The following is a 23,724-nucleotide window of genomic DNA, read 5'->3' as shown; positions in this document are numbered from 1 at the left end:
CCCCTTATTTAATACCCACTTTTTTATGACCCAATAATGCCAGCATTTTCTCCCCGTAGCGTGTTCCTAGTTTTCGGTAACCTTCGGCGGTAAAATGCAGATGATCGGGTACGGCAGTGCAACCTGCCGAAGAAATAACGTGGGCGTTCGGGATGGTTTGGGGTAAAGTGGCAATAATCTCGTTCATGCTGGCGCAAGCCCCTCCTGCCTCTTTGCTTACGAGTTCGCCGGCTAACAACGGCACTGATTTAGCTTTTAGTCCCAAGTCCTTTATCAGGTTATCGTAAACTCCTTTTACTTTTAAAGTCCATTCTTTATCACCGGTGTTCGACTCTCCTTGGTGCAGCAGTATTCCTTTAATTACTCCTTTTTTCTGGGCTAGCTTCGCCATTTCTACCAAACGTCCATACGGGTTTTTATCATAAGGTTCCAGGGCTCCCATCATCCAGTCTGGGGCAGTAGAAACATATGACGAGTAATTATTTTTATCGAATAATTCTATTTTGCAGCCACCCACCGAAACATTAATTACCACTACCTTAATTTTTTCGGGCAGATTAGCGGTTAAGGTTCGGCCAAAATAATCGGCGGGAGTTAAGCCGGTTTTACACCTGGCTAAAGGCGGAACGGCCGGGTACATCTCGCCTTTTTTCCGGCCCAACTCGGGGCAATCCACTGCTTCTAAAACCTTGAACCTATTATCGGCGGTAGTGTCTTGAGGTTCAAACTTAGCATGACCTTCCATATTCGACTGGCCAAAGCACAGGAATACATACAGGTTCTTGTCCTGCGAAAAGGCTTTAGTATGTATTAAAAGTAATAAAGCAATCAATAAAAAATTCTTATAAACTTTCATATCATCAAAAAGTTAAATGTGCCTCTTATAAATTATCGAAAAAAGTTTAAAGCTCAACCATCCATATACTTCCTGATTTAATACCGGATGAATGGCTGAAAGTCTTATTAGATCTTATAAAAAATGGTAAATATATGAATTTACTACGTGAAATTATTGCCCGAAATATTTTCAAATAAAACAAAAAAGCCCCTCAGCATGCTGCTAAGGGGCTTTCAAGTGGTCGCGTAGGAACTTTTCCGGGAATACCAGTTACTAGCAGTTACTAGCAAAAACAGTGTTTAAAGTTTATAGTAGCAATTTATGAGAGAAACAGATAGTAACCAAAGGTTACTGTTACTATAACTTCTGCACCCAAAACCTGCACCCATTTCTACGAGGCTCTTTGGGATTGCTGTTTAAATATACTAATTAATTCTTGTTCATCTATCCCGATGTACCGGTTAAAGGAAGCCTCGGTTTTATGACCTGTAGCCTGCATGACTAGATGGCGAGGTACTCCTTGGTATACTTTGGTAGTGGCGAAAGTTTTCCGGCCTACCTTCGTGCTCAATACAATCCGATCAATGCCGGCTAACTTTTGAATTAGCTTTAGATGATGATTGATCTTCGGGCATTTAGGAAAAACCAACCGGTCCGAGCTGCGGTATCTATGTACCATGGCAACCGGTTTAAAAATAGCATCATCGAAGAATGGGATATAACAGTATTCGCCGGTTTTTTGGGTGTCAATAATAATTAATTCTTTTTTGATATCACTATGTGCCAGGCGCTGGGCATCGCTTATCCGCAATCCCGTATAGCAGCACATTAAGAAAATATCTCTAGCTAACTCCAACTGAAAAGTATATAGTTCAAAAGCAGCTTGCTCTAATTCTTCGTTTAATTTGTTGGAGTAAGAAAAGTATAACTTGCTGCGGAGCGATTCTGAATTAAAATCAAGTTTCTCAATGGCGATTAATTCATCCAACAGCAAAAAATCAACTCCTCGATAGCGTGATGGCGCCGAAAAACGCACGTACTTGGGATTAATCTTTAATTCTTCATCGTGATCCTCACACCAGCTAAGAAACTGTTTCAGCCGGCGCACATGCTTGCCAAAATTGTTTACTCCTTGCTTTAATTCCTTTAACATGTATTCCCGGAAGGCCGCGTAGAAGTGTTTATCCATTCCCTCCAGGGTAAGCGGTTCGCTTCGGAATTGTTCAAAGGCAATAAACCTTTTAACTGTAGAATTTAACCCTTTAATAGTATTGGGAGACATCACCCGACCGGTCGCCTCTACTATGCGCTCTTTTTCTTCGTTTACCCATAGGTGCATTAACGCAATTAGGGTGGGTTTCGGGTCTGGCTCTGGCTTCACAACCAGCATTGCCCCCTGTAAACTTAACTGGTAGGATTCATAAGCTTGCTGCAACTGCAAGTTGGTAAAATCGTCTTGGATTTCTGAAGTGCCACTAGCCAGTATTTCGGCATAGACTTTTTCATACAACAACTTAAAATTTGCATTAGTGAGTTCAATTCTACAATCGTTACTAACCTTAAAAACAAACTGTATAGTTTTCTCAATGTTAGCGAGCTTTTGATTAATTACTGAGGCAAAAGGCTGGCGGTGCTTTACTTTCTGCTTTTCTTCATCCCAGCCATCCGGATAAAGTACTTTTTCACCGGTTGGAATAGGTAGCCTTTTATTATAATAATGCACCATTATGCGGATCGGTGCTTTTCCTTCTTTATCTATCCTGTCTTTACGTGGGTAACGATTTATTTCCATGTTAACTTAGGAGGTCTAGCCTCCCTTCTCCCTACTCTAATTGATTTTTAACCACAGTCTATTTTTTAAGTTGCTGAATCAGTTCATCCTTCATTGCCAATAATTGGTCTTTGAGTTTTAATTGCTCCAGTAAGCCCGCCTTTTCTGATTCACAGATCAAAAGTTTAGTAGTTAATTCTTCCATACTAACTGATCCTGGAGTAGTAGTATCTTGATTACCAGTATGCGTAATTTTTTGATTATAGCTATTACTACCCGCGTTGCCGATGCCATTTTGCCTGATATTATAAATAGCTTTTTCTTCCGCAACCTGGTCATAAAGAAAATGCTCTACTGGTAAATGGAGGGCTTCAGCTATCTTAATGAGATATCTACTCTCCACCGAATCCCGCTTATAGATCTTGTACAAATTAGCGACACTCATTTCGGCGTGTGCGGCCACTTGATCTGCGGATAAGCTGGAAGCTTCAATGGCTTTCTTAATCGTTTGCCCAATCATCTGATAAAATTTTGTGGCTGATAGTCAAGAGTATAAAATATGTTACTATAATATATTATAGTATTACTTGACAATATTACTTAACAATAGTATACTTGTCTACTATTAACAATCTAATGTACAATAAAACTGATACAAATGGCAAAAGTAGCTCGCAAAAAAGCACTCCGGGATACCCCTAAATTCAATATTAGACTTCGGTACGAAAAGCTGAATGACGATCAAAAAATGCTGCTTCGCGCTGAACACGAAAAAACTTTTGGTTTAGGCGATCGCGCTTTTTATCGAGATCTCAACAAAGACCTTCTCAGTGACGAGATTCTCCAATTTTTCGCCGATATGTTTGGTTGTAACTTGGCTGATTTATTCTGCCACAAACCCCCAATAAGGCCAACGGTGTACGAATTAGAGCGAAAGTATGATAAACACCAAAAGCGGCTGGGAAAGCAAACAAACGCTAGCATCTGAGGTAAATATATATAATTTCAATTATATATACAAATAACATTTATAATAAATTAAGTATTAATTTGAATTAAAAGTTGAGCCCGCATGACTGCAAACGACCTATTAACCGTGGGACACCTGAATGATTTTAAGTTAGAAATAAAAGGGATGTTAGATGGACTAAAGCCAGTTCTGGCTAATAGCCAAGATCGGTATTTAACCATTCAGGAAATAATAGATTTTACCGGCCATAGTGATAAGACCGTGCGCAGTTGGATTAAAGAAGGGAAGAAAGATCGTTTCGGGAAGGTTTATAAACTGGAAGCGGAACAATTTTCCCCTAGTAATTACCGGGTATTGCGCAGCACCCTCATTGCCTTTGGCAAAATCAAAGGTTGTATCCCAGCCGGTCCAAAAAAAACTATAAATAAAAGTGGGTGAAGGTAATAATAGAGCCCAGCATACGCTGAAGCGAAACCAGCATTTTCTAGTCTCTTCAAACTATAATTTAAATTTTCATACAAGATGATAAAGCTTGATCACAGAATAAAAAACCTGGAGCAAGATATTGCTTTTTTGCAGACGGAGTTACTCGATCTCGAACTTAGAAAAGAAGCGGCCGAGTTATTTGGGGATAAAACCACCGCTGGTAATTACGAAAAAGATATGGCTGAGATTACAGCTACCCTACAGCGGATGCAACACGACTTAGCTGCCCTTGATCCAGCGCTTTCTTTTGCTACCCTGATCCGTTAAAAGTCTTATGCCCATTGATCGTAGTCGCTACCCCAAAAACTGGAATTTAATCAGCTACTTTGTTCGGTTTACGCGGGCGAAAGGCAAGTGTGAGTTCTGCGGGGCTGAGCACGGAAAACCACACCCCACTACTGGTTCGATGGTCTATCTGCAAGCGATCCACGTCAAGCATACCTTAGAAGCTAATTCTTGGGAAGACTATAAAGCCGCTTGTCAGAAATGCCATTTTACTTACGATCGGAGGGCTAGTCAAATGGCCCGCCGCTACGGTAAATGCTATCGAGATACCCAGTTAGACTTATTTACTTAACTAGAATTTCCTATTTAAATCAATGATGCCCAATCAAAAACCAATTCTTCACTCATAAAATTCTCTTAGGTAAGCCCACATGAGTTACAATAAACGGATCAGTAATGATAGTATTCAAAAAGTAAAACAAGTAGATATTGTTTCGGTGGTGGGGGCTTACTTACCCCTCAAAACCAAAGGAACCCGGCACCAAGCCTGCTGCCCTTTTCACGCCGAAAAGACCCCTTCCTTTTCAGTCAATGCTTCAAAGCAAATCTTTAAATGTTTCGGTTGTGGTGCCGTCGGTGACGGCATTGCTTTCGTGCAGAAAAAAGAAAATCTTGGCTTTTATGAGGCGGTGCAGGAAATAGCGCAAAAAAATGGTATTTCCCTAGAGTACGAAGATTTTTCGGCAGAACAGCAGCAAGAAGCCCAGCAAGCCTACCAAGAACGTAAATCCCGCCAATTATTACTCGAGTACGCCTTAGCTTACTACCAGGCCCACGATATTCCTCCGACCTGGATGAAACAAAGACGCTTACAAGAAACGACTTTATTGGACTTTAAAGTTGCTTACGCCTTGGCCGGGAAAAATCAATTTTACCAAGATGCTATTGCCGCCGGCTACCCTCCGGATCAACTTATACCGGCCGGGCTTGCCCGGGAAGTAAACCTGGAAAATACAACAGTTGCTTACGATTACTTTCAGGATCGTATTCTTTTTCCCATCCATAATTACCGCGGCCAGTTAGTAGCCTTCACAGGTCGGCTAGTGACTGAGCCAGCACCGGATGCTACCTATAAACCACCCAAGTACTTGAATTCGCCGGATAGTGTCTGGACCAAGGGCGATCACCTGTACGGGCTCCACCTAGCCACCAAAGCGATCCAGGAAAAACAATTCGCTTACCTAGTGGAAGGCAACGTGGACGTGCTGAGCTTTTATCAGGCGGATCTCCGGAATACTGTCGCTCCCTGTGGCACCGCCTTCACCTTAAACCAGTGTCAGCTTTTAAAAAAATACACAGATACGGTGGTGATGGTACCGGATCACGATATGGCTGGCTTAAAAGCCTTGCACAAGAATGCGCAGCTGCTAATCGAACAAGGCTTTATCGTGCGGGTCCTTTTGCCCGGGAAAGAACGGGATCCGGATGAGCAGATTAGAAAATTAATAACCCCCGAGAAAATAGGGAAGTGGCTTAGGGAAACCAAGGAATACATTTCCGGCTACTTGCTGGAAGAATGCCAAGCGCAAGGCTGCTTATCCCCGCACGAGAAAGCAGAACAAATCACGCGGATGGGCGAAGTATTGGAGCTCATCGAGAAAGACATCCTCCGGAACACCTATTTTGATGAAGTTTGTGAGCGCTGGCCAGATTTCAAAAAGAACTACAAGCTGCAAAAGCGAAAGTCCGACACCGATACGCAGGAACTGGCCAAGCTGGAATCGACCACGCGGGCGGCTTATTTTGATTTTGGCTACTACGAAAAAGACGGCTGCTATTATACCTACGAGAAAAAGCAGGAAGTAATGATCTGTAACTTTACTATCGAGATCCTCTACTTTGTGCTTTCGGAAAATGAGCCTAAGTACGTGTGTATCTTCCGCAATATGTTTGGCAAGGTCCGCACCACGGCCGTATCCACCGATGATTTTACGGGCGTGGGCACTTTCAAGCGGGCCATTGGTAAACTCGGCGCCTTTATCTTTGACGGGACGGAAACCCACCTGAATAAGATCAAAATGAAGCTCTTTGACGGGGTGATTGAAGCGGTGCAGCCGCGCTATATGGGTTATAACTCCCATGGAGATTTTTACACCTGGGCCAACGGCTTGTTCTACAACGGTCATTTCATCAAGTCTGATAAGTACGGCATCGTACCCTTAAAAATACCAGTTAAAACGTTGGAAGAACTATCCCAATTAAGCTCCGATAGTCAAGTGGAAGTTAATGGCCAATTGTTTTTCTTCCGGACCTACAATGAATTCCTTGCTCAATTTAAGGTGGAAAAATTACAGGAGTATTTACCGGCTGGTAGGGTGTACCAGCTCTCGTACTATTACCTGCCTTTTTCAACTACGCTTAAGTTAAACCCGGAGGAAGATGATACTTACGAACTGGAACGAATGTTCCGGCACTTTGAGAAACCAGGCCTTACTTTCGAGCGTTGGTCAAGGCTCCTGGTAGAAGCTTACGGTAACAACGGGAAAGTCATGGTGTGCTTTTTTCTGGCGGCCTTGTACCGGGACATCATCTTTAAAGAAAACAGTAACTACTTTCCCTTGCTAGACCACTTTGGTCCTCGGGGAGCCGGTAAGAGTAAGGGCGCCGAATCTTTAGCCGCTATGTTCGGCGAATACCCCGAAGATGGGGTGAACCTGGAAGGGGGCAGCACCGCCACGGGGATCCGGCGCTACCTGGCCTCGGTGCGCAACGGCTTGATTTGGCTGAACGAGTACAAGAATACGGCTTCCGATCATCTGATCGGCATGCTGAAAGGCATTGCCGACGGGAGCGGCAAGATGACCGGCCGGGCCACTGGGGGCAACGAAACCAAGAACTATAAACCGCAATCCGCCGCCTTGCTCTGTGGTCAGGATCTACCCACCAAGGATCCGGCTTTATTATCCCGGACCATTATATCGGAGTTCAATGAGCAATCCAAGCAGACTAGCGGGGAGGCTTACCAGGAGTTAAAACAACTGGAGAAAGACGGTTATACCACTAGTGTCACCTGCCAGATGCTCCAATACCGCAGCTACATGAAACACTATCGTCAGGTGGAACCATCGGTGAGCCAGCAGATTCGAGCGAAGTGCCGGGAAGTGCTCGAGTTCCCCCCGGATGACCGGGCCGTTTTAAACATCAGCACCCTGCTGACTACTTATCAAATCTTATCCGAGCAGGGCCAGGTAAAGTTTCCGTTTACCTACGAAGATATCCAACAGGAACTCATTTCCCGGGTAAAATTGCAAGTTGAAATACAAACCGTTTCGGATGATGTGGAACAGTATTTATTTGTATTACAATCTATCCGGGAAGTGCGGGAGGGAGAACATTATAAAATACAAAGGGAGGCCGATGGGGTGACCAAACTTTTCTTGCGTACCAAAGCGGTTCATAACTTTTACCTAGCCACGGCCCGAACGCAAAACATTACGCCTTTAGGCATCAGTACCATCCGGGTTTATTTGGAAAAGCACCGGTCCTTTTTGGAAGCCCGAGAAAGAGGCGTGCATTTTCCGGAGCTGGCCAACACTACCAGCGCCATCGTGCTCAACTACGATCTGCTGCGCCGGCAAGGCATCGAATTCCAAACCAAAGCCAATCTGCAGCAATTAACCTCGGAAGATGATCCGAGTGCGAAGCTTTCCCGGCTCATCAAACTAAATGGCAATGCACCGGAGTTGATAACGGAGTTCGTGCAAGCGCAGCCACTTGATCAATGGCTGAGCACCGAGGAGTTGCTAGCCGACTTTAATTATAATAAAAGTCCGAAGATGGCTAAAGACAAGTTTATGGAAGCCATTAATCAAAATGCCCAAATGGCACCTGGCCGGCAATATGACTTTTCGGATAAATCGGGTACCATGGTACGATTTAAGCAATATTTTTAGAAATTTTGACCCCCTCTAAACACGTATTTGAGTTTCCCACTTTCCCCTTTCTATTAAAACAATGATTATATATTTAATTATCAAACAGTTATATAATATTACAGAAAGAATAGTTCTATTTTCTTCGGGGAAACAGGTGGGAAACTAGGGGAAACTCGGGGAAACTGACTCCGAAAAAAGGGGAAAGTGGGCCTGGAGTTTCCCCCAGTTTCCCCCAGTTTCCCCTTTTTTCCCACCTAATATTTTGTAACTAACTGATAATCAAAGACGGGGAAACTGGGAAACTGGGAAACACGAAAATCAACTATTCTGATATTTACACTTTTTTCAAAAAGTACTCAATCAATCAAGCAAGCCCTGCTTTGACTAAACCATAAACAAAATTGAATTATTTGTGGGTAGATACCCTTATGCTAGCCAGATGTATATTATAATTGGTGACGATCCCGAAAAATCAATCGAAGCATTACAAACAGTTGATAAATAAAAAAAGTGTTTAATAATAAACAGTAGCTTTTCGCATCACATTCGCCGGAAGATTAGCAATTGGAAAATAGGCTAGAAACCCACCTTTTAAGCTTAGAAATTCACTACACTTATTTTGATACACTTCTCTCCTTTTGGAAGCCTTATTTAAGCCAAGTCGATCCCAAAAAGGTTTGCTTTTTCTAAACTAATTGCTTTGGAATTTTTCTGAGGCAAATGTCCTTCTGAGTGCAGCGGAAAGATGCTACTTTTAGTATATTCCCGACCAGAATAGATGCAGATCACGCTCAAAGTTCCCGTTAAACCTTACGTTCAGAAATACTTGATTGCCCGTTACGGTACTATCTACCAAATCAGTAAACGCGACGCGATTGGCATTGTCTTGTACCAGATGTTACGCCGGCCTGCTACCGAGCGCCGGGCATCCAAACGCATGGAACAATACTCAGCTATTTATCCCATTATTGTTTCCTCCAAAGACTTTTGGAAACGTGGGTGCCGCAACCTGGACGACTACACCAGCATTCAGTTGAACAACCTGGTCGAAGACCTGTTCCAGCAGGAGTTTTGCGCTTACATCGAAAATCTGGAAGCACACGCCATCGAGCAGCGCTATGCCATCGAAGCTTTTATGGCCAAGTATAATTTGGATGAGTGCGATATCAAGTTTGAAACGATCAAGAAGGCTTACCAGCGTTACCGCATCCAGCAAGAAAAGCTGGGGATCTTGCCCCTTAAAATAGCTCATCTGCTCCCCTACTTGTGCCTGCTGAAGGTGCTGACTTCCCGTAAAAAACTCAAAAAGGTTGTCCAGCTACCCGCTTAAAGGTTCCGCGTTTGTCCCCTACTCCGCCAGTCAGATAAATTAAGGAGGAAAAGCCTGTTTTTGCTGTTTTTTTTTCCGGAAATAGACTTAAGAGGCGGAAATAATGGTACTGCTTCCCTCGTTTTACCCCTTCCCAAAATCGTTTAGTGCCGGATAATTCGTATATTAAAAACAAATTATACGACTATCTCTTCCTTAACTACACCTTTGCTCCCCGTGGCCATCTTCGTGCGGGTTTCTACGCGCCGGCAGGATAATCAGCGCCAAATCAACGACCTGCAAGCCTACGCCAAAAGAAATAATTACCAGGTGGTGGAGGTGATCCAGGAAGTCGGTAGCGCTACCCGGCGTAAGCGGTTGCAGAGGCCGGAGCTGGAGCAGCTCCTGCAGCTAGCCCGCTTGGGTAAGATCACCAAGCTGCTCGTGACGGAAGTTTCCCGCCTGGGGAGAAGGCCGGCCGAAACCCTGGAGTTGATTGAGCAGCTTACCGAATTAAACGTATCCATCTACTCCCAGAACTTTGGCCTGGAAACGCTCTTGCCCAATGGCAAGCGTAATCCAGCCGCTTCCCTGATTTTTCTAGTGTTTGCCGAGCTGGCCCGGGTGGAAGCCGAAGGCTTAGCGGACCGCATCCGCTCGGGTCAGCAGCAAGCCCGTTCTCTGGGCAAGAACATTGGCCGGCCGACGGGTACCACCAAGAACGCCGGCCAGGTGCTGCAAGAATACCCACAGGTAGTTAAGCTACTCAAGAGTAACTACAGCATCCGCCAAGTAGCTAAGCTGAGTGAGGTGTCTACCGTCACCGTACAGAAGGTGAAGAAAGCTTTAGCTCCTGCGACTGGAAAGTAAGCAGAGGCAACCTGGTCCAGCCGGAGTAAACGTTAAGCGGTTGACAGGCAAAGGCGAGCCAGCTAGCCTGGAAATTGCCGGGTCATTCCTCGGCCAGTTTGCTCTATTCGGCCTTTTTGCTCCTTAGCTCTGGTCATATATCGTAAAAATTGCCGGGTGAAAATTGCCGGGCCGGGATAGTGCAGCAACGGGAGAACTCACGGAATTTGAGACTGTGAGATATATTTTTGAAGGCAAAAACGCAGCTCAGTGGCTGGAAACGCTATTTTTGCAAAATATTTTTGAGACTGGCTTTTTTCCGGTTATTGCCAGTAGGAAAGTGGGCCTTTAGGTGGCAATAATTTAGAAAACGGGAGTAATTAAAAGAGCAAAAACCAACTCTTACTTGAGGAACCTCGGCTATGGATTGGAGGTTTCTGTTTCCGTTTTTAAACCTAGTACCTGACTCAAATTTGACCTATTTTAAGCGGCAATAAAACTGGGATTAGGTCCTACCCACCCGAGTAGCTAAAATAAGAACCTTAACCTTCGTATTTAAATTATGAGAGAACAAGCACCAATCGAAAAGTTAGAATTTGAGGATAAGATTATCGGCATTATCACTTTAGACCATCAGAACTTAATCCCGGTGAAAGTAATATGTGAGCTGCTGGAACTCGAGTATAGATGGCAAGCAAAGACCCTGCAAGAAAGTCCTTTTTTTTCGAGCCTACTTAAAACCACCAGGGCGCGTACTGGGGAGGGCGACCAGCGAAAAATGTTGTGTTTGCCGGCCGAAGAAGTAGAGCCCTGGATCCACGGCGTACCCGACCAAGACAGAACCCAGCAGCAGCGCCAGAAGAAACAGGCTTTTCTTTTGTGGTGGCGGCAGCAGCGCCGCTTTTTCTTTCCAAATCAGAGAAATAATGGGCAGTTGAACCAGCAGGAATTATTGCTGGAGCAGTTAATCGAGCAATCCCAAAGAAACCTGGTTCAGGAAAGAAGTAACCTCCAGAAATATAAAGTAGCCTTGGCTCAGGTTCACCAAGAAAAGTACGGTAAGAGCCCGGGCAGAGACACGGTCAACAATGATTTGGAAAAAGCCGCTATCAACCAGATTCCGGAAAGGGAGGCGGACATGCTCCGGCTCCTGCTCAACAACCGAGCTTACATTTCTAAATCCAGAAAAATACCTTCTCGCCACTTAGAGGTACAGGTAAGAGAAGTCCAGAATCAGGAAATTGAAAAAAGAATGCAGCTAAATGCTTAAAAGAAAAAAATGGAAAGTTACGGGCCTGAAGCCCGCAACTGGAATGGATGGAAAGAACTATTAAATAACGTATCTTCCAATAAAATATGTCTTTAGCTGGCTGTTTGGCATTAATCCCAAGAATGTAAAGTCTTAAGTGCAGGAAGCTATGAGCTGCTATCGCTTCTAGTGTTATGAAGTGCTTTTCCGTCTTTATTATAGATTTATCCCCGGCTATTTGCTGGGATTTTCTTTTTCCGGCTCTATACCTAAAGCCTTATAAATCAAATCTCTCACAATTAGCAAAGATTCATGAGGTGTGAATATCTTAAAGGATGAAATCTTAAAATCAACTGCGGTGCTCAGCACTGCAGTTACAATGCTCAGCATGGCAACTGGAGCAGATAATAAGAACTATGAAATGACCTGTATTCCATACAACTTTGTCGTTAGCTGGCTGTTTGCCATCAACCCCAAGAATGTAAAGCTTGAAACGCAGGAAGCTGTGAGCCGCTGCCACTCCCCGTATTGCGAAGTGCTTTTTCGCAGATTTAAACCCCGGCTATTTGCTGGGGTTTTCTTTTTGGTAAACTACTAATCCTTTTTCGATAAGCATTATATACAAGTCTTCAAGATTAATCTTTTTTCCCTCGAGCTCTAAATCTAATTGCAACCTTCTGATTTTTAGATGCAAGTCGTCCGGGAGTTTTCTTAGGGTTACTGCTGCCATAGTTTTGTGTGTACATTAATGTATGTAACAAATGTAAAAATAATTTTTACTGTAAGTGTTGTTTTTGTTGTAAACATTTATAACATTTGTTGCATAAACATTTTAATAAACAAATGATGTAAATAATGTATATACTTCATGAAAACACAAACCACAACAATCGCTACAGTTAATAATATTCCCATTTTAATAATTGAGAATGGAGAGAAATTAATACCAATCCGCCCGATCTGCGACGCTTTAGGAATTGACTCAAAAAGTCAGCGGGAGAAGATAGAAAGTGATGAATTTTTAAACTCAGTTGCGGTGCTGAGCCCCTCAACTGGAGCAGATAATAAGATCTATGAAATGACCTGTATTCCCTACAAATATGTCTTTGGCTGGCTGTTTACCATCAACCCCAAGAACGTAAAGCCCGAAGCGCAAGAAGCCGTAAGCCGCTACCGGACCCAGTGCTACGAAGTGCTCTTCCGCCACTTCTCCGATCAGAGCGATTTTCTGGAACAAAAGCAAAAAGCCTTGGAGCTGCAGTTGGAAAAAGAACAGGAAGTACGCTCCGATTTTCGCAACACGCAGAAAACCTTAAAAGAAGCTACCACTCGGCTCAATGTTATCAAAGACACCACTTTCGAGTACTGGCTGGCCAATCATCGCCAATTCTGAATAAATACAAATAACATAAAATGGAATTTGGAATTCAGATTTTCAGGTATGATGGTCAAGAGATAGCGTTCGACATGACCACCAAGAATCTTATGGTAAATGCCACGGAAATGGCTAAAGCTTTCCATAAACTACCCGCTGACTTTCTAAGGCTAGACCAGACGAAAACCTTTATTGAGATTTGTTTAAAATATGGGAATTCCCCTAATATAATGGTCGCGAAAGAGGAAGATATGGTCATTTCTAAACAGAAATCAGGTACCTGGATGCACCGTATCTTAGCTCTAAAATTTGCGGCTTGGTTAAATCCCGAGTTTGAACTGTGGGTGTATTCTACCATTGATGAAATCCTGTTTGGAAGTTATCGGCAAATAGAGGAGAGCTTAAAGGAAAGTGCTCAAAGAAAGAACCGAATAGAAGAAATTAGAAAGTCTTTGCAAAGTAGTCCAGAATATCAAGAGTTAGAACGGTTGGAATTGGAAGAGCGACAAGCAAATTATCGAAGGAGTAAAGGCCATAAAAACCAATTGGAATTATTTAGAATAAATACTTTATAAATAAAAAAGCCCGATGCGGGAACATCGGGCCAGTTCAACAAATTCATGTCAAACCATTTTACAGTTCAAATGTATGCAAATTAATAAACAAACCAAGGTTCCGGCCGGGATTAACGCGGAGAAAACTGCGTCTTTTCCTCCCCTTACTCGCCGTATTTACTCCCTCCACCGGCATTGCTTAGAGATTGATTTCTCTTCTAATTACCTGCTCTACAATGCCACCGCCATGGCGCGTCTATTCGGACAGGATCCGGCGCTTTTCTTACGGACTCCCCAAATCCAAGAAGTCATTGCCGCGCACCTGGCTTACCCCAAAACCTACCAGGTACTCTGCCTGAACTCTAACCTACCTTGGACCGGTCTACCCGAAAATAAAATTGATCTGGTGCTGCAAATAAGCGAGGGCTTGGTTTGGGTAAACGCCTTTTTAGCCCTGCGCCTGGCTACTTTTCTCGGCAGCACGCTCTTAGAATGCTGGGTACTGGAAACCAGAAATGCCATTCGAGCCGAGGTTAGAAGAAGTAAAAGGAGAAGGACTGCTAACTAAAAAGCAAGCAGTTTACTTCGGGGTGCTATCCCTTTAAACCAGCTGCTACCAGAAAAGAGTATATGAAACAGAAATTGCTAACTAAAGTGCTGGCGCCGGTAGGTCACTGGCACTTACTACCCGGCCAGAAATTCACCGCTAACTCCTCCCAATCATGAAAGATACTACCTGTAAAGGCCAACCCCTGCTGGTACTTAACCCCGAGACGAATCGTTACCTGAACATCCAGCCGCTTACCCATTACTTAAAAGAAAGATGCGCCAACAATCCCGCTTACCTGGCCGAACGGTTTGAAAACACGATCCGCTTTGTCAGCCAATCTTTTGACCGGGATACCGAGCCCTTGGACCTGAAGAATACGCTGGGGTTCCTGTTCGAGATGAAAGATGTCTTTAGTAATCTGGCAGAATATAAATCTACCGGCCATGAGCATCACCCGTAAAGAAGAAAATGGCCAAACCCTCCTGACCATTGTTAATCAACCCCAGCTAACCGAGGACACACTCGCTGCTTTCATCGAGTTGCTGGATGGGATCAAGGACCAGGTACACTTACTCCAGCAATATCTAGACAACCTGGAAGCCACCGCTTTGATTAGCGGCACCGATCGAGACGCCTGGGAGAAAGAGTTTGACCTCATGCAGTTCCTCCGCGTTTTTCTCTTACGTATTCGCCGACACCAGAATCCCCATCAATCTTTATAAAACAAAAGCCGCTCTGCATTTACCAGAGCGGCTTTTGTTTTATAAAAAATATTTCCTTCATTCCCAGTAATGACTTTTCAAGTTCCTAATCCGAGCAAATCTTTTTCGGACTCATTGTACCATCTCCTTTGTATCACTTTCGAACAAAAACTGTTCGGAAGTGATACAATCCTTTACCCTATATGCAATATAAACCAATGACAATCAATTAGTTTTATTTGGCATAAATTATGGGCTTCCTATTTGGCATATCCATCCAATCAGCTTGTTGGCATCCGATAGTATATTCATTCATTTAAAGATAAGTATATGAAAATCTTCTTTATGGGACTTATTACTTTTCTTCTGACCCACTCTGATGCCATTAGCCAAGATTTGAGCCCCAAAGAAAAAGCGGCCTTCTTTGCCAGTAATACCTTTAGCAAATCTAAATACAAGAGGGAAGAAAAATATGGCATTGTCAAAGAAAAAAGCAGGGTCATTCAATCGACTCCCGTTATCAGTAACGACCTCTCCGTTTATCTAGGCCATTACGTCGATGAAAATCGAGGAACGCGACTAGAATTAATAAGGGATATGGGAGATAATTTCCGAGCCATTCTCAGCTATCCTGATTCCAGGAAGGTCACTTCCGATTTGGTTCAAATACAAGACGCTTACTTCAACGCCACCCTGAAAAAGCACAATGGCCAAGAGGAAGTTTGGGAAGGCGCTTTTATCCATAAGAAGGATAATGGAACCACTGTTTTTGGGTTGGGCATCGTCCTTCCCAACTCTATTAAAATTGGAGACTTGACCACGGACCAATTCTTTTTTAAGAAAATAGTACCCTAAATTATTTACTTATAATTGCTTTAAGTATGTGGAAAAACTATTTACTAATCGCTAGTCGTACCCTGTGGAAAAACAAGGTTTTTTCCCTGATTAATATACTAGGCCTATCGGTTGGTCTGGCGTGCTGTATCCTCATGTTTCTTTTTATTCAACACGAGCGGAGCTATGATCGCTTTAACCATCACGCCAAGGATATTTACCGAATAACATCAGTTATGGCCGGGAGTAATGGTAGTACCCATTTAGCCGTTACTCCCGCTCCTTGGGCACCCCTAATGAAAAAGGATTACCCGGAAATTAAAAGTTACACCCGACTTTTAAAAGACGAAAAAGCATTGATCGGACCGCCTGGCGAACAACAATTTTTTGAAACCAATTTGCTTTATGCCGATTCCACCCTTTTCGATGTTTTTACTATTAGTTTGGAGAAGGGAGATGTAAAACAGGCACTGGAACGTCCTAATAGCATCATCTTAACTAGTGAGACCGCTAAAAAGTATTTTGGCCATACGAATCCCATTGGAAAAACCCTTAGCATCAACTCTTTTGGCAGAAACCTTACGGTAGAAGTAACTGCTCTAGCCAGGCCAATGCCGGCTAATTCCCATTTTGCGTTCAGTTCTCTGGTATCCCTGGCAACGCTGGGAGACCTAAGCGGATTATGGTCCTTTCACATGTTTCAGAGTTATGTAGTACTAAATAGTAACACAGCCGCTAACAGCTTAGAAAACAAATTTCCTGCTTTTGTGAAGCGGTACATTTTGAACAATCCTAGTGCCGATGGCAAACAGGACATCCATTTACAGCCTTTGACCGATATTCATTTACGCTCCAACCTGGTCGGGGAAATAGGAACGAATGGAAATATAACCTATGTCTATGCGTTTGCTTGTGTTGCCTTGTTTGTCTTACTTCTAGCCTGTTTTAACTTTACCAATTTGTCTACGGCCCGCTCCCTGACCCGAGCCAAAGAAGTGGGGCTCCGAAAAGTAGTGGGAGCGGAGAAAAGGCAACTGCTACAACAGTTTTTAACGGAGACTACCCTCTTTGCCCTATTAGCTTTGATTATAGCTATTGCTATGGCTTATTTGGCCTTGCCCTTATTCAACCGCGTGGCGGAGCGCAGCTTAACGATCGATTTTGTCCATAATCCCTTACTTACCTTCGTATTGATTGGCCTAGTCATAGCCGTAGGTGTTTTGGCCGGCCTTTATCCGGCGGTAATACTCTCCGCTTTTAAACCCACGGAAGTACTCAAAGGCAAGTTTAGTAATTCTAGGAAAGGACTATCGCTTCGGTTTTTACTCGTTACAGTTCAATTTGTAGTGTCCATGGGGCTTATTGCCGGTACCTTTTTAGTCAATCATCAGCTTAATTTTTTGAAGAGTAAAAACCTGGGATTCGATAGGGAAAATGTAGTTATTCTAACGCTACCCAAGGATATGGATTCCACCCGCTTGGCTACTTTCAAAAACTCGTTACTAGCAGATGGCTCAGTTTATTCCGTAAGTGCCTCCTCCTCTATTCCAAGTGCCAATATTCCGATTAACCAGGTGAACGATGGTAGTTCTAATCTAAGCCAAGCCCAATCGATGCAAATGCTCTTTACTGACCTGGACTTTATCCGCACCATGAAAATGAAAATTGTGGCAGGCAGGGATTTTAGTGAGAAAATGGCATTAGATAAAACGGAAGGTTTCCTCATCAATGAAGAAGCCGTAAAAAAGCTAGGGTATCAAAAATCAGAAGCAGCCATTGGTACCACTATTCAATGGGTACAGCCTAATACCGTATTGAAAAAGGGAAAGGTAGTGGGCGTGGTCCAAAACTTTAATATAACCCCGCTAAAAACTGCTGTTCAGCCCTTAGTCATGCACTATGCCGCCGATAGGTTGCAATATTTATACTTGCGTTTTAACCAAAAAAATGCCGATCAGGTCCTAAAAGAAGTAGCTAAAAAATTTACCAGCTTTGCCCCAAAGCAATCACTGGAATATACGTTTTTGGATGATACCTTAAACGCCATGTATACCAGTGAAACAAAATTAGGGGTCATATTCAGCTATTTTTCATTCTTAGCTATCTTTATTGCTTGCTTGGGCATTCTAGGCCTTTCCTTGTATACCATTCAGCTAAGGATTAAAGAAATTGCCATTAGAAAGGTATTAGGCGCCACTGTACTGAGTATTACGGCCGAATTACTAAAGCAATTTATCAAGCCCGTGCTATTGGCTTCACTAATAGCAACCCCCATTACCTGGTATGTGATGAGCAAATGGTTAGAAGAGTTTGCGTATAGAACGCCCATTCTACCTTCGGTATTTCTAGTAACAACTGCATTCGTATTAGCTTTAGCCGTTTTAACGATGACCATCCAATCCGTAAAAGCCGCGTTAAGCAACCCCGTACAAAATTTGAGGTCGGAGTGAATGAACTTACCGGTTGAATTAAATTAAGCAAAAATTAATTTGGAGCAACCTTTTAAACTTGACCCTACTTAGGGTCAGTTATCCCGCTACCCGTGCGGCCAAAATGAACCCGGGGACTTCTTTGCAAACTTAGAGCTAGAATTTAATTAAGGATGTAGCAGGTTTAAAGCCTTTTCGAGCGGAATGTCTTTCCCGGAGAGCACCTCTGCAATCGTGGGCTCTACTGGGTAATCGGGCAAGGTTCCCCGGCCTTTTGGCTGGTGCTCGTAATCTTCTGCCACAGCCATAAAAATCCGGATAGTGGGAATTCTTACTTCTAAGCCACTATGCGGCAGCTTTAAGGTGAGATAAGATCCTCCCGTGGCGCCGTAGTAACCACCACCGGTTTCTTCTCCTACGATGGTGGCTCGTTTTAGATAATGAGCTAAAGCGGCAAACTCCGCCGCTGCGGAGGTAGTCTGGCCGAAAATTAACAAAACTACGTCGCCCCTAAACCCTGTCTGATCCGCTGGCTTCTTCCAACTTGTTCCGGCATACTGGTCATTGACCAGGTATTTCCCCTCGCTTACCGGGATATCCGTTCTCTTTCTAAAACTTTCTGCATTCGCTATAAATTGCCGGTAGGTGAGCTCGGTAGCATTCCTTTCCGCTTTCCTTAAGTGCCGAAAGGGCGCCGCTGCAATATACGAGTATAAGGTGGAGACATTGTCGTTAGCCCCGCCTCCATTTTGGCGCAGGTCCATAATCAAATGTTTGGCTCCTTTTGCTTGTATTTTCTGAAAGAGGGTGGCGACACTATCCTGAAACTGCGCCGTGTTACCTTCAAAGGTATTGACGGCAAGAACCGCCGTGTTTTGCCGGAAATGCAAAAGGAAAGGCGAGGGATAAGTTTGGTTAGCTACCAGCCTTTTCGGAGATAGGGCTTGGACTGGAAAAGAATAAGCTTGCGGCTGGGTACTATCCCTAACTTGAATCGTAAAATGTTCCGGCTGACCGTAAAATAAAGCATACCCCTCCCGAAAAGCGCCTTGACTTAACCGCTGAAATTTAAAGGTTTCATTGTCGCCATCGGCAGGTATGCTGCCCAGGAGTGTTCGCAGAATGTGCTTCGTTTCAACGTGGTTGATCGCCAGCACTTCTGCTCCCACATAGGCTTCCCCGTTCCAATTTCTACGAATAAACAAGCGCCCGTTCTGGCAAAGAAAGTCAAAGGGGAGTAAAGAGGTGAACGGATTCGTAATTAGGTTAGCGGGTAATTGCAGGCGGGTGTGCACGCATTTTACCTGAGCAATAAGAGGGAGCAGTAATTTAAAGAACTCCAGTCGAGTCATGTCCTGATTAATGAAGGTTCTCTGATGGTCCCAAAAGCGATCGAGAGAATCTTTCCGGGAGTACCAATAAAATCCTGGATGAGCTTCTTGTAAGGTTTGGCGCAAAATGTCAAAATCGTGCCGCAGGGCCGCTCGCGGTAAAAGCGGTAGAGCCGGATTACTACTCTGAGAAAAGCAACCAAGCTGCCAAAAAAATAAACCGAACAAGAGTAATTTTCTATAGGGTAGCTGAGGGAGCATCATCACCCAAATTACAGAAAGTACTGCTGCCAGCAAAGAATTTAAACCAGCATTTTACCGGTTTTTAATATCCGGGCAGCTCGATTGTTTAATAATTATAGTAGCTTAGCTAGAAGTAAAAATTGCACGAATTATTAAACCAGTCAGGTATCCTGGCTGGTTTTTATTTCCCCTTCAAGTATTTTCCTTTCAAGCTTAATTTACGTATAGAGAGGTGCACCTGGTATAATGGTGTTTTCATTAAAAGTAATTAAACCGGCAGGGCTACTCTGCCGGTTTTTTTAGTTGAACATGCTCTCAAGAAAGAACCAAAAAGGTTATTTCTTCAGTCGCTCCACTTTTCCTAAAAGGATAAATCTAAGAAGTACCAAGCTTAAAGCTACAAGAAATTTGCTGTTAGTCCGGAAATGCGTTGACCATCCGTCTCGTAAAAGGACCAAAAAAGAGATGAAATCTAAGCCGTTTTACATAGTCTTGGTTATAAGAATTGGTAATGCCATTGAACTTAGCTAGAAGTAACCCCCAATAATTAATTACCTAATAATGGTTTAATGTGGTAACCGCATTAACCGTGTTGGTGTACCGAAAAGCATCGGGATTCTTACCGAATCCGTTTTACCTGATGGGCTACCTGCTTCAACTCCTGGTTCAGAGTGGAACGGTCATACCACTTGCCATTGACCATAACTGCTTCAATAAGATGTAGATTTTGAATGCTTATAGTAGGATCCGCATTGAGGATGACCAAATCAGCTAGTTTTCCTTTCTCCACACTACCTAATTTGCCCTGTTTCCCCAGGAAGGTAGCCGGGTTAATGGTAGCGGTTTGCAGGGCTTCTAAGGGCGTAAGGCCGGCCTCGACTAAGTACTGCAACTCTTCATGCAAACCAAAGCCGGGCAACACAAAGGGGAACCCGGTATCGGTGCCCGCCAGCAAAGGAATGCCGGCATCGTGCAACGAGGGAATCATATTCTTTCGGGCGGTCAGCAACCAGTTCATAAATGCTTTATTGCGATTCGGCCAGTCCTGGATTTGACTTTTCCAAAAAGCTTGGAGTTCCGGGGCAACATACTTTAACAACGAATCCTGTTTGAGAGATAGGGCTTGGTAATCAGCCGGGATCTGGTAAACGGAAAGCGTAGGCGTGACATAGGTGTGGTTCTGGACAAGAACGCTAAAAAGCTGGTGCAGACTTTCCGGGGTCGGATACATGTGCTGGAAGGCTTTGATCGTGTCCCGGGCAAAAGGAATGCCCAACATATGCTCCAGGGAGCGCTGCCCCGCTTGGGCCGCTTCTTCCCCCGTGACGGTAATACTACTATTGGAGATCGGCACATGGCCCGCAAAAGGGAGATGCCGCCGGGTTGCTTCCTGAGCAATGGCATAATAAGTTTCCCGGGTCAGGCCACCATGCACTTTAATAAAATCCACGCCCAATCCAGCTAGAGAATCCACCATCCGTCTGGCCTCGGCTACCGTATTTACGCCAATTTGATACTCCTGCTCGGGGTGGCCGCCGTTCAAAATGGGGCCGGGAGAAACAATCCTGGGTCCGGTCAACTGGCCAGAACGGATCTGCTTGCGCCAGATTTGGATGGAATCAAAACTCTTCGAACCCATATCTCTGACGCCGGTTATGCCATTGGCCACAAAGAGCGGTAAAGCTGTACGAGTGGCATTCCCCAGATGCACGTGCATGTCCCAGAGTCCGGGCAGCAGGAATTTCCCTTGACAATTAATTATTTGGGCTTGCCGGGGAATAAAAATCTCCTCGGCTGCCCCAAGGGCGGTGATCATACTATCCGTGATAGCTACTGTTCTATCGGGTAAGGAATTCCCCTGAATAACATCAATAACGGTAATATGGGTTAAGTAATAGGTCTTAGGAGACGGAGGGGAAGGCACACAACCAAATAAGAGGATGAGTACCATCAGCAGAAATAATAGAGGGCAAAGTTTCATCTTATTCTTTTCAGAGGGTAACCGGCCGATAAGTTATAGGTTACATCTATTAATAAAATTTAAACCAAACGAAGCTGCCGTAGCTCATTTTGGCACTTAATAAATAATTATTGCTAATAGCAGAGCTATTTGTTCTACCAGCGTCTATTGAATATATATTCACTTATTGGACTACTATTTTAAGAACCTACCGCATGGAAGACTTGGTTAGCGGAGAAGGAGAGAAGAACCTAAGGAAATACGTTTATGCCAAGTTGTTTAGACTTGTCCGCCAGATATTAATCTGGGAGAGTTCTTTGCGGAAGGATTCTGCCAGACAGCTAGCAACCAAGGGAAACTGAAAATGGGTTTTAAATTCTAGAACTATAGCCCCATACCGTGTACAGCTCCTTTAGTTAGCGGGAGTGTATGACTTTGTCATAGAGCCTTTTTAATTGCGTGTCTCCAAAGCCATAAATGCTTTCTCGGTTCCAAAATTCTTGGAACACTTTCGGAAAGTCAGTGGAAATACTTTTTAGGATGTCTTCCATAACCCTTTCCGGTCTGCCTTTGGTACCATCTTGCGGAAAACGATCCACCTGCGCCTCTACTACCTCTTGTAAGTACGGAAAAGCGAAAGATTGCTTCTTGGAAAGATTGGTCAATTCTTCCAGATTACCCTTTTTGTAAGCTTCCCACAATTCCTGCCCGAAAGGGAGGTCCGTTTCAGTTAAAGAAATTCTATTGGCGTAACAAACCTGTAACTCAGCGGAATTGGCGGGTCCAAAGCCATTCCAAAAATGTTTACTGGTTTCGTTTAAATAAGAAGTATAAACCGCAAAAACTTTTTTCTGGATGGGCAAACGATGGATAAGGGAAAGAACAAACCACATATTCACTTGACAAAACAAGTCATACTCAAACCAAAGGTTGAATTCAGAATCATCCGGCGCCTGCATGATTTTTTCAAATTCTTTTACCACTTGGCTCTGGTATTCCGTTGCGGTTAATGCCATGTATTTTGCTCTTACTTGCCAGAAGTCTGGCAAATGGTTACCGGATAGATTTCCATCTATTAAAGCTTCCCGAACAACAATAATAGCTCCTGGAATTTTAGCGTCCGGAAAACTGTAAGCCAGCGCGTCTCCGTTTAAAATATGATAAATCATAATCGAACTGATTTTAATTTCCCGCTAACTAAAAGCAAGGCTGTTAGCCGAAGGCTGATGTTTATGTCTGATTAAGGATGGGTTGTTTTTCCTGGTCCTGTACATATTCCAAAATGTCACTTGGTTGGCAGTCTAATGCTTTACAAATAGCCGCTAAGGTACTAAAACGAATGGCTTTCGCCTTCCCCGTCTTCAAAATTGACAGGTTCGATAAGGTCAAATCCACTCTTTGAGAAAGTTCATTGAGCGACATCTTTCGCTTAGCCATCATTACGTCTAAGTTTACAATAATGGGCATCGCTTAAATGGTTAAGTCATTTTCCGATTTCATATCCACGGCATTTTGCAGGATCTTTTCCAGCACGGCCACACCCGTTGCCCCAGCACTGCATATAAAAGTTACGACGATACACATAGCCAGAAAACCCGCTGGGTCCTCCTCTTCCGGATGAAATAGCAGGATGTAGCATCCGGCCAGCGCAATAGAAAGGCATAATAGGATGGTGCAGTATTTTATGCTTCTGACCGTTCTTACCGCATTTAGGGAAAACAAGATATTTTGGCGGATGTAACTCAATAATTGGACTCCCTTATACAACGCCACAAAAAAAGCGCTGGAGACGGCGTATCCATACAAGATGAATGGGTCGGAGTAAATGCGGAACCAGTCTAGATTGGCGGCTCTCCCTTCGATTAAAGGAAACCGAATCAAAATGGCCAGCGCTACCAGGCCAATCAGCACGAGGACGGCTTGCAGAAATAAGATGGAGATTTTTTTCATAAGGAGGTAATGAGTTTAGATAGCAAGACAAATATAACAAATATTTGTTGATTATCAATAAGCATTTGTTATATTAATAAAATATCCATTATCTCACTTTGATATATAAGGACTTTGAAAATTTTTGATTTAGCTTTTTGTTTTGAAGTTTAAATTTGAATTATT

The 23,724-nt window shown here is 43.6% G+C and carries 24 protein-coding genes; 16 read left to right on the top strand and 8 right to left on the bottom strand.

Annotated elements, in window-relative coordinates; translation table 11 throughout:
* Positions 1–4: 4 nt before the first annotated feature.
* From AHMF7605_RS26260 to AHMF7605_RS26250, 3 genes are all read right to left on the bottom strand, one after another.
* Positions 5–856 (bottom strand): sialate O-acetylesterase, encoded by an 852-nt coding sequence (locus AHMF7605_RS26260; protein WP_106932916.1) that lies wholly within the window; start codon positions 854–856, stop codon positions 5–7.
* A gap of 373 nt (positions 857–1,229) precedes the next feature.
* Complete coding sequence (locus tag AHMF7605_RS26255) at positions 1,230–2,630, bottom strand: tyrosine-type recombinase/integrase (protein ID WP_106932915.1); 1,401 nt, start codon at positions 2,628–2,630, stop codon at positions 1,230–1,232.
* Positions 2,631–2,688: 58 nt separating this feature from the next.
* Complete coding sequence (locus tag AHMF7605_RS26250; protein ID WP_106932914.1) at positions 2,689–3,129, bottom strand: helix-turn-helix domain-containing protein; 441 nt, start codon at positions 3,127–3,129, stop codon at positions 2,689–2,691.
* Positions 3,130–3,267: 138 nt separating this feature from the next.
* Between AHMF7605_RS26250 and AHMF7605_RS26245 the strand changes: the two genes are divergently transcribed.
* The 16 genes from AHMF7605_RS26245 (at position 3,268) to AHMF7605_RS26170 (ending at position 18,096) form a co-directional block, all read left to right on the top strand.
* On the top strand, positions 3,268–3,597 hold the full coding sequence (locus AHMF7605_RS26245) for a hypothetical protein (protein WP_106932913.1): 330 nt from the start codon (positions 3,268–3,270) through the stop codon (positions 3,595–3,597).
* A gap of 84 nt (positions 3,598–3,681) precedes the next feature.
* Positions 3,682–4,017: a helix-turn-helix transcriptional regulator gene (locus AHMF7605_RS26240; RefSeq protein ID WP_106932912.1), complete on the top strand. Its 336-nt coding sequence runs from the start codon at positions 3,682–3,684 to the stop codon at positions 4,015–4,017.
* Between the two features lie 84 nt (positions 4,018–4,101).
* On the top strand, positions 4,102–4,332 hold the full coding sequence (locus AHMF7605_RS26235; RefSeq protein ID WP_106932911.1) for a hypothetical protein: 231 nt from the start codon (positions 4,102–4,104) through the stop codon (positions 4,330–4,332).
* Positions 4,333–4,339: 7 nt separating this feature from the next.
* Complete coding sequence (locus AHMF7605_RS26230) at positions 4,340–4,642, top strand: hypothetical protein (protein WP_106932910.1); 303 nt, start codon at positions 4,340–4,342, stop codon at positions 4,640–4,642.
* 79 nt (positions 4,643–4,721) lie between these two features.
* Positions 4,722–8,243: a DNA primase gene (gene dnaG, locus AHMF7605_RS26225; protein ID WP_106932909.1), complete on the top strand. Its 3,522-nt coding sequence runs from the start codon at positions 4,722–4,724 to the stop codon at positions 8,241–8,243.
* Between the two features lie 760 nt (positions 8,244–9,003).
* Positions 9,004–9,555: a hypothetical protein gene (locus tag AHMF7605_RS26220; protein WP_106932908.1), complete on the top strand. Its 552-nt coding sequence runs from the start codon at positions 9,004–9,006 to the stop codon at positions 9,553–9,555.
* Positions 9,556–9,771: 216 nt separating this feature from the next.
* Positions 9,772–10,404: a recombinase family protein gene (locus AHMF7605_RS26215; protein WP_233219324.1), complete on the top strand. Its 633-nt coding sequence runs from the start codon at positions 9,772–9,774 to the stop codon at positions 10,402–10,404.
* Positions 10,405–10,945: 541 nt separating this feature from the next.
* The gene (locus AHMF7605_RS26210) at positions 10,946–11,653 is read left to right on the top strand and encodes a phage antirepressor N-terminal domain-containing protein (protein WP_106932906.1); all 708 of its coding nucleotides are present in this window, start codon (positions 10,946–10,948) and stop codon (positions 11,651–11,653) included.
* A 298-nt stretch (positions 11,654–11,951) separates the two neighbouring features.
* Positions 11,952–12,230, top strand: a complete 279-nt coding sequence (locus tag AHMF7605_RS26205; protein ID WP_199200311.1) for a phage antirepressor N-terminal domain-containing protein — start codon at positions 11,952–11,954, stop codon at positions 12,228–12,230.
* 270 nt (positions 12,231–12,500) lie between these two features.
* Positions 12,501–13,025, top strand: a complete 525-nt coding sequence (locus tag AHMF7605_RS26200; protein WP_106932904.1) for a phage antirepressor N-terminal domain-containing protein — start codon at positions 12,501–12,503, stop codon at positions 13,023–13,025.
* Between the two features lie 20 nt (positions 13,026–13,045).
* Positions 13,046–13,582: a KilA-N domain-containing protein gene (locus AHMF7605_RS26195; RefSeq protein WP_106932903.1), complete on the top strand. Its 537-nt coding sequence runs from the start codon at positions 13,046–13,048 to the stop codon at positions 13,580–13,582.
* Positions 13,583–13,655: 73 nt separating this feature from the next.
* Positions 13,656–14,129, top strand: a complete 474-nt coding sequence (locus AHMF7605_RS26190; protein WP_106932902.1) for a hypothetical protein — start codon at positions 13,656–13,658, stop codon at positions 14,127–14,129.
* 154 nt (positions 14,130–14,283) lie between these two features.
* On the top strand, positions 14,284–14,571 hold the full coding sequence (locus AHMF7605_RS26185) for a hypothetical protein (protein ID WP_106932901.1): 288 nt from the start codon (positions 14,284–14,286) through the stop codon (positions 14,569–14,571).
* Positions 14,516–14,833: a hypothetical protein gene (locus tag AHMF7605_RS26180; protein ID WP_146153677.1), complete on the top strand. Its 318-nt coding sequence runs from the start codon at positions 14,516–14,518 to the stop codon at positions 14,831–14,833. Before AHMF7605_RS26185 ends, AHMF7605_RS26180 begins: the two co-directional genes overlap by 56 nt.
* 309 nt (positions 14,834–15,142) lie before the next feature.
* A complete protein-coding gene (locus AHMF7605_RS26175; protein WP_106932899.1) occupies positions 15,143–15,667 on the top strand; it encodes a hypothetical protein in 525 nt (174 codons plus the stop codon).
* Between the two features lie 26 nt (positions 15,668–15,693).
* Positions 15,694–18,096: an ABC transporter permease gene (locus AHMF7605_RS26170; protein ID WP_106932898.1), complete on the top strand. Its 2,403-nt coding sequence runs from the start codon at positions 15,694–15,696 to the stop codon at positions 18,094–18,096.
* Positions 18,097–18,242: 146 nt separating this feature from the next.
* Here the strand turns inward: AHMF7605_RS26170 and AHMF7605_RS26165 are convergent, their stop codons facing one another.
* The 5 genes from AHMF7605_RS26165 to AHMF7605_RS26145 all read right to left on the bottom strand — a co-directional run bounded on the left by AHMF7605_RS26165 (position 18,243) and on the right by AHMF7605_RS26145 (position 23,559).
* A complete protein-coding gene (locus AHMF7605_RS26165) occupies positions 18,243–19,703 on the bottom strand; it encodes a S41 family peptidase (RefSeq protein WP_106932897.1) in 1,461 nt (486 codons plus the stop codon).
* A 565-nt stretch (positions 19,704–20,268) separates the two neighbouring features.
* The gene (locus AHMF7605_RS26160; RefSeq protein WP_158267625.1) at positions 20,269–21,600 is read right to left on the bottom strand and encodes an amidohydrolase family protein; all 1,332 of its coding nucleotides are present in this window, start codon (positions 21,598–21,600) and stop codon (positions 20,269–20,271) included.
* A gap of 425 nt (positions 21,601–22,025) precedes the next feature.
* Positions 22,026–22,778, bottom strand: coding sequence for a DUF1835 domain-containing protein (locus AHMF7605_RS26155; protein ID WP_106932895.1), 753 nt, complete (start codon positions 22,776–22,778; stop codon positions 22,026–22,028).
* 61 nt (positions 22,779–22,839) lie between these two features.
* Positions 22,840–23,076, bottom strand: coding sequence for a helix-turn-helix domain-containing protein (locus AHMF7605_RS26150; RefSeq protein ID WP_106932894.1), 237 nt, complete (start codon positions 23,074–23,076; stop codon positions 22,840–22,842).
* 3 nt (positions 23,077–23,079) lie between these two features.
* Entirely contained in the window at positions 23,080–23,559 is a 480-nt protein-coding gene (locus AHMF7605_RS26145; RefSeq protein ID WP_106932893.1) for a DUF2975 domain-containing protein, read from the bottom strand.
* Between the last annotated feature and the right edge of the window lie 165 nt (positions 23,560–23,724).

It is taken from the genome of Adhaeribacter arboris (assembly GCF_003023845.1).
Classification (GTDB): domain Bacteria; phylum Bacteroidota; class Bacteroidia; order Cytophagales; family Hymenobacteraceae; genus Adhaeribacter; species Adhaeribacter arboris.
The sequence above is the reverse complement of the archived record's forward strand: the minus strand, read 5'-3'. Positions and strand labels throughout refer to the sequence as shown.

Coding starts and splice junctions, on each gene's coding strand:
- AHMF7605_RS26150 (WP_106932894.1), bottom strand. CDS start 23,076: ATGCCCATTATTGTAAACTTAGACGTAATGATGGCTAAGCGAAAGATG.
- AHMF7605_RS26160 (WP_158267625.1), bottom strand. CDS start 21,600: ATGGTACTCATCCTCTTATTTGGTTGTGTGCCTTCCCCTCCGTCTCCT.
- AHMF7605_RS26240 (WP_106932912.1), top strand. CDS start 3,682: ATGACTGCAAACGACCTATTAACCGTGGGACACCTGAATGATTTTAAG.
- AHMF7605_RS26185 (WP_106932901.1), top strand. CDS start 14,284: ATGAAAGATACTACCTGTAAAGGCCAACCCCTGCTGGTACTTAACCCC.
- AHMF7605_RS26255 (WP_106932915.1), bottom strand. CDS start 2,630: ATGGAAATAAATCGTTACCCACGTAAAGACAGGATAGATAAAGAAGGA.
- AHMF7605_RS26250 (WP_106932914.1), bottom strand. CDS start 3,129: ATGATTGGGCAAACGATTAAGAAAGCCATTGAAGCTTCCAGCTTATCC.
- AHMF7605_RS26210 (WP_106932906.1), top strand. CDS start 10,946: ATGAGAGAACAAGCACCAATCGAAAAGTTAGAATTTGAGGATAAGATT.
- AHMF7605_RS26190 (WP_106932902.1), top strand. CDS start 13,656: ATGCAAATTAATAAACAAACCAAGGTTCCGGCCGGGATTAACGCGGAG.
- AHMF7605_RS26220 (WP_106932908.1), top strand. CDS start 9,004: ATGCAGATCACGCTCAAAGTTCCCGTTAAACCTTACGTTCAGAAATAC.
- AHMF7605_RS26230 (WP_106932910.1), top strand. CDS start 4,340: ATGCCCATTGATCGTAGTCGCTACCCCAAAAACTGGAATTTAATCAGC.
- AHMF7605_RS26180 (WP_146153677.1), top strand. CDS start 14,516: ATGTCTTTAGTAATCTGGCAGAATATAAATCTACCGGCCATGAGCATC.
- AHMF7605_RS26170 (WP_106932898.1), top strand. CDS start 15,694: ATGTGGAAAAACTATTTACTAATCGCTAGTCGTACCCTGTGGAAAAAC.
- AHMF7605_RS26235 (WP_106932911.1), top strand. CDS start 4,102: ATGATAAAGCTTGATCACAGAATAAAAAACCTGGAGCAAGATATTGCT.
- AHMF7605_RS26195 (WP_106932903.1), top strand. CDS start 13,046: ATGGAATTTGGAATTCAGATTTTCAGGTATGATGGTCAAGAGATAGCG.
- AHMF7605_RS26245 (WP_106932913.1), top strand. CDS start 3,268: ATGGCAAAAGTAGCTCGCAAAAAAGCACTCCGGGATACCCCTAAATTC.
- AHMF7605_RS26200 (WP_106932904.1), top strand. CDS start 12,501: ATGAAAACACAAACCACAACAATCGCTACAGTTAATAATATTCCCATT.
- AHMF7605_RS26155 (WP_106932895.1), bottom strand. CDS start 22,778: ATGATTTATCATATTTTAAACGGAGACGCGCTGGCTTACAGTTTTCCG.
- AHMF7605_RS26260 (WP_106932916.1), bottom strand. CDS start 856: ATGAAAGTTTATAAGAATTTTTTATTGATTGCTTTATTACTTTTAATA.
- AHMF7605_RS26175 (WP_106932899.1), top strand. CDS start 15,143: ATGAAAATCTTCTTTATGGGACTTATTACTTTTCTTCTGACCCACTCT.
- AHMF7605_RS26145 (WP_106932893.1), bottom strand. CDS start 23,559: ATGAAAAAAATCTCCATCTTATTTCTGCAAGCCGTCCTCGTGCTGATT.
- dnaG (WP_106932909.1), top strand. CDS start 4,722: ATGAGTTACAATAAACGGATCAGTAATGATAGTATTCAAAAAGTAAAA.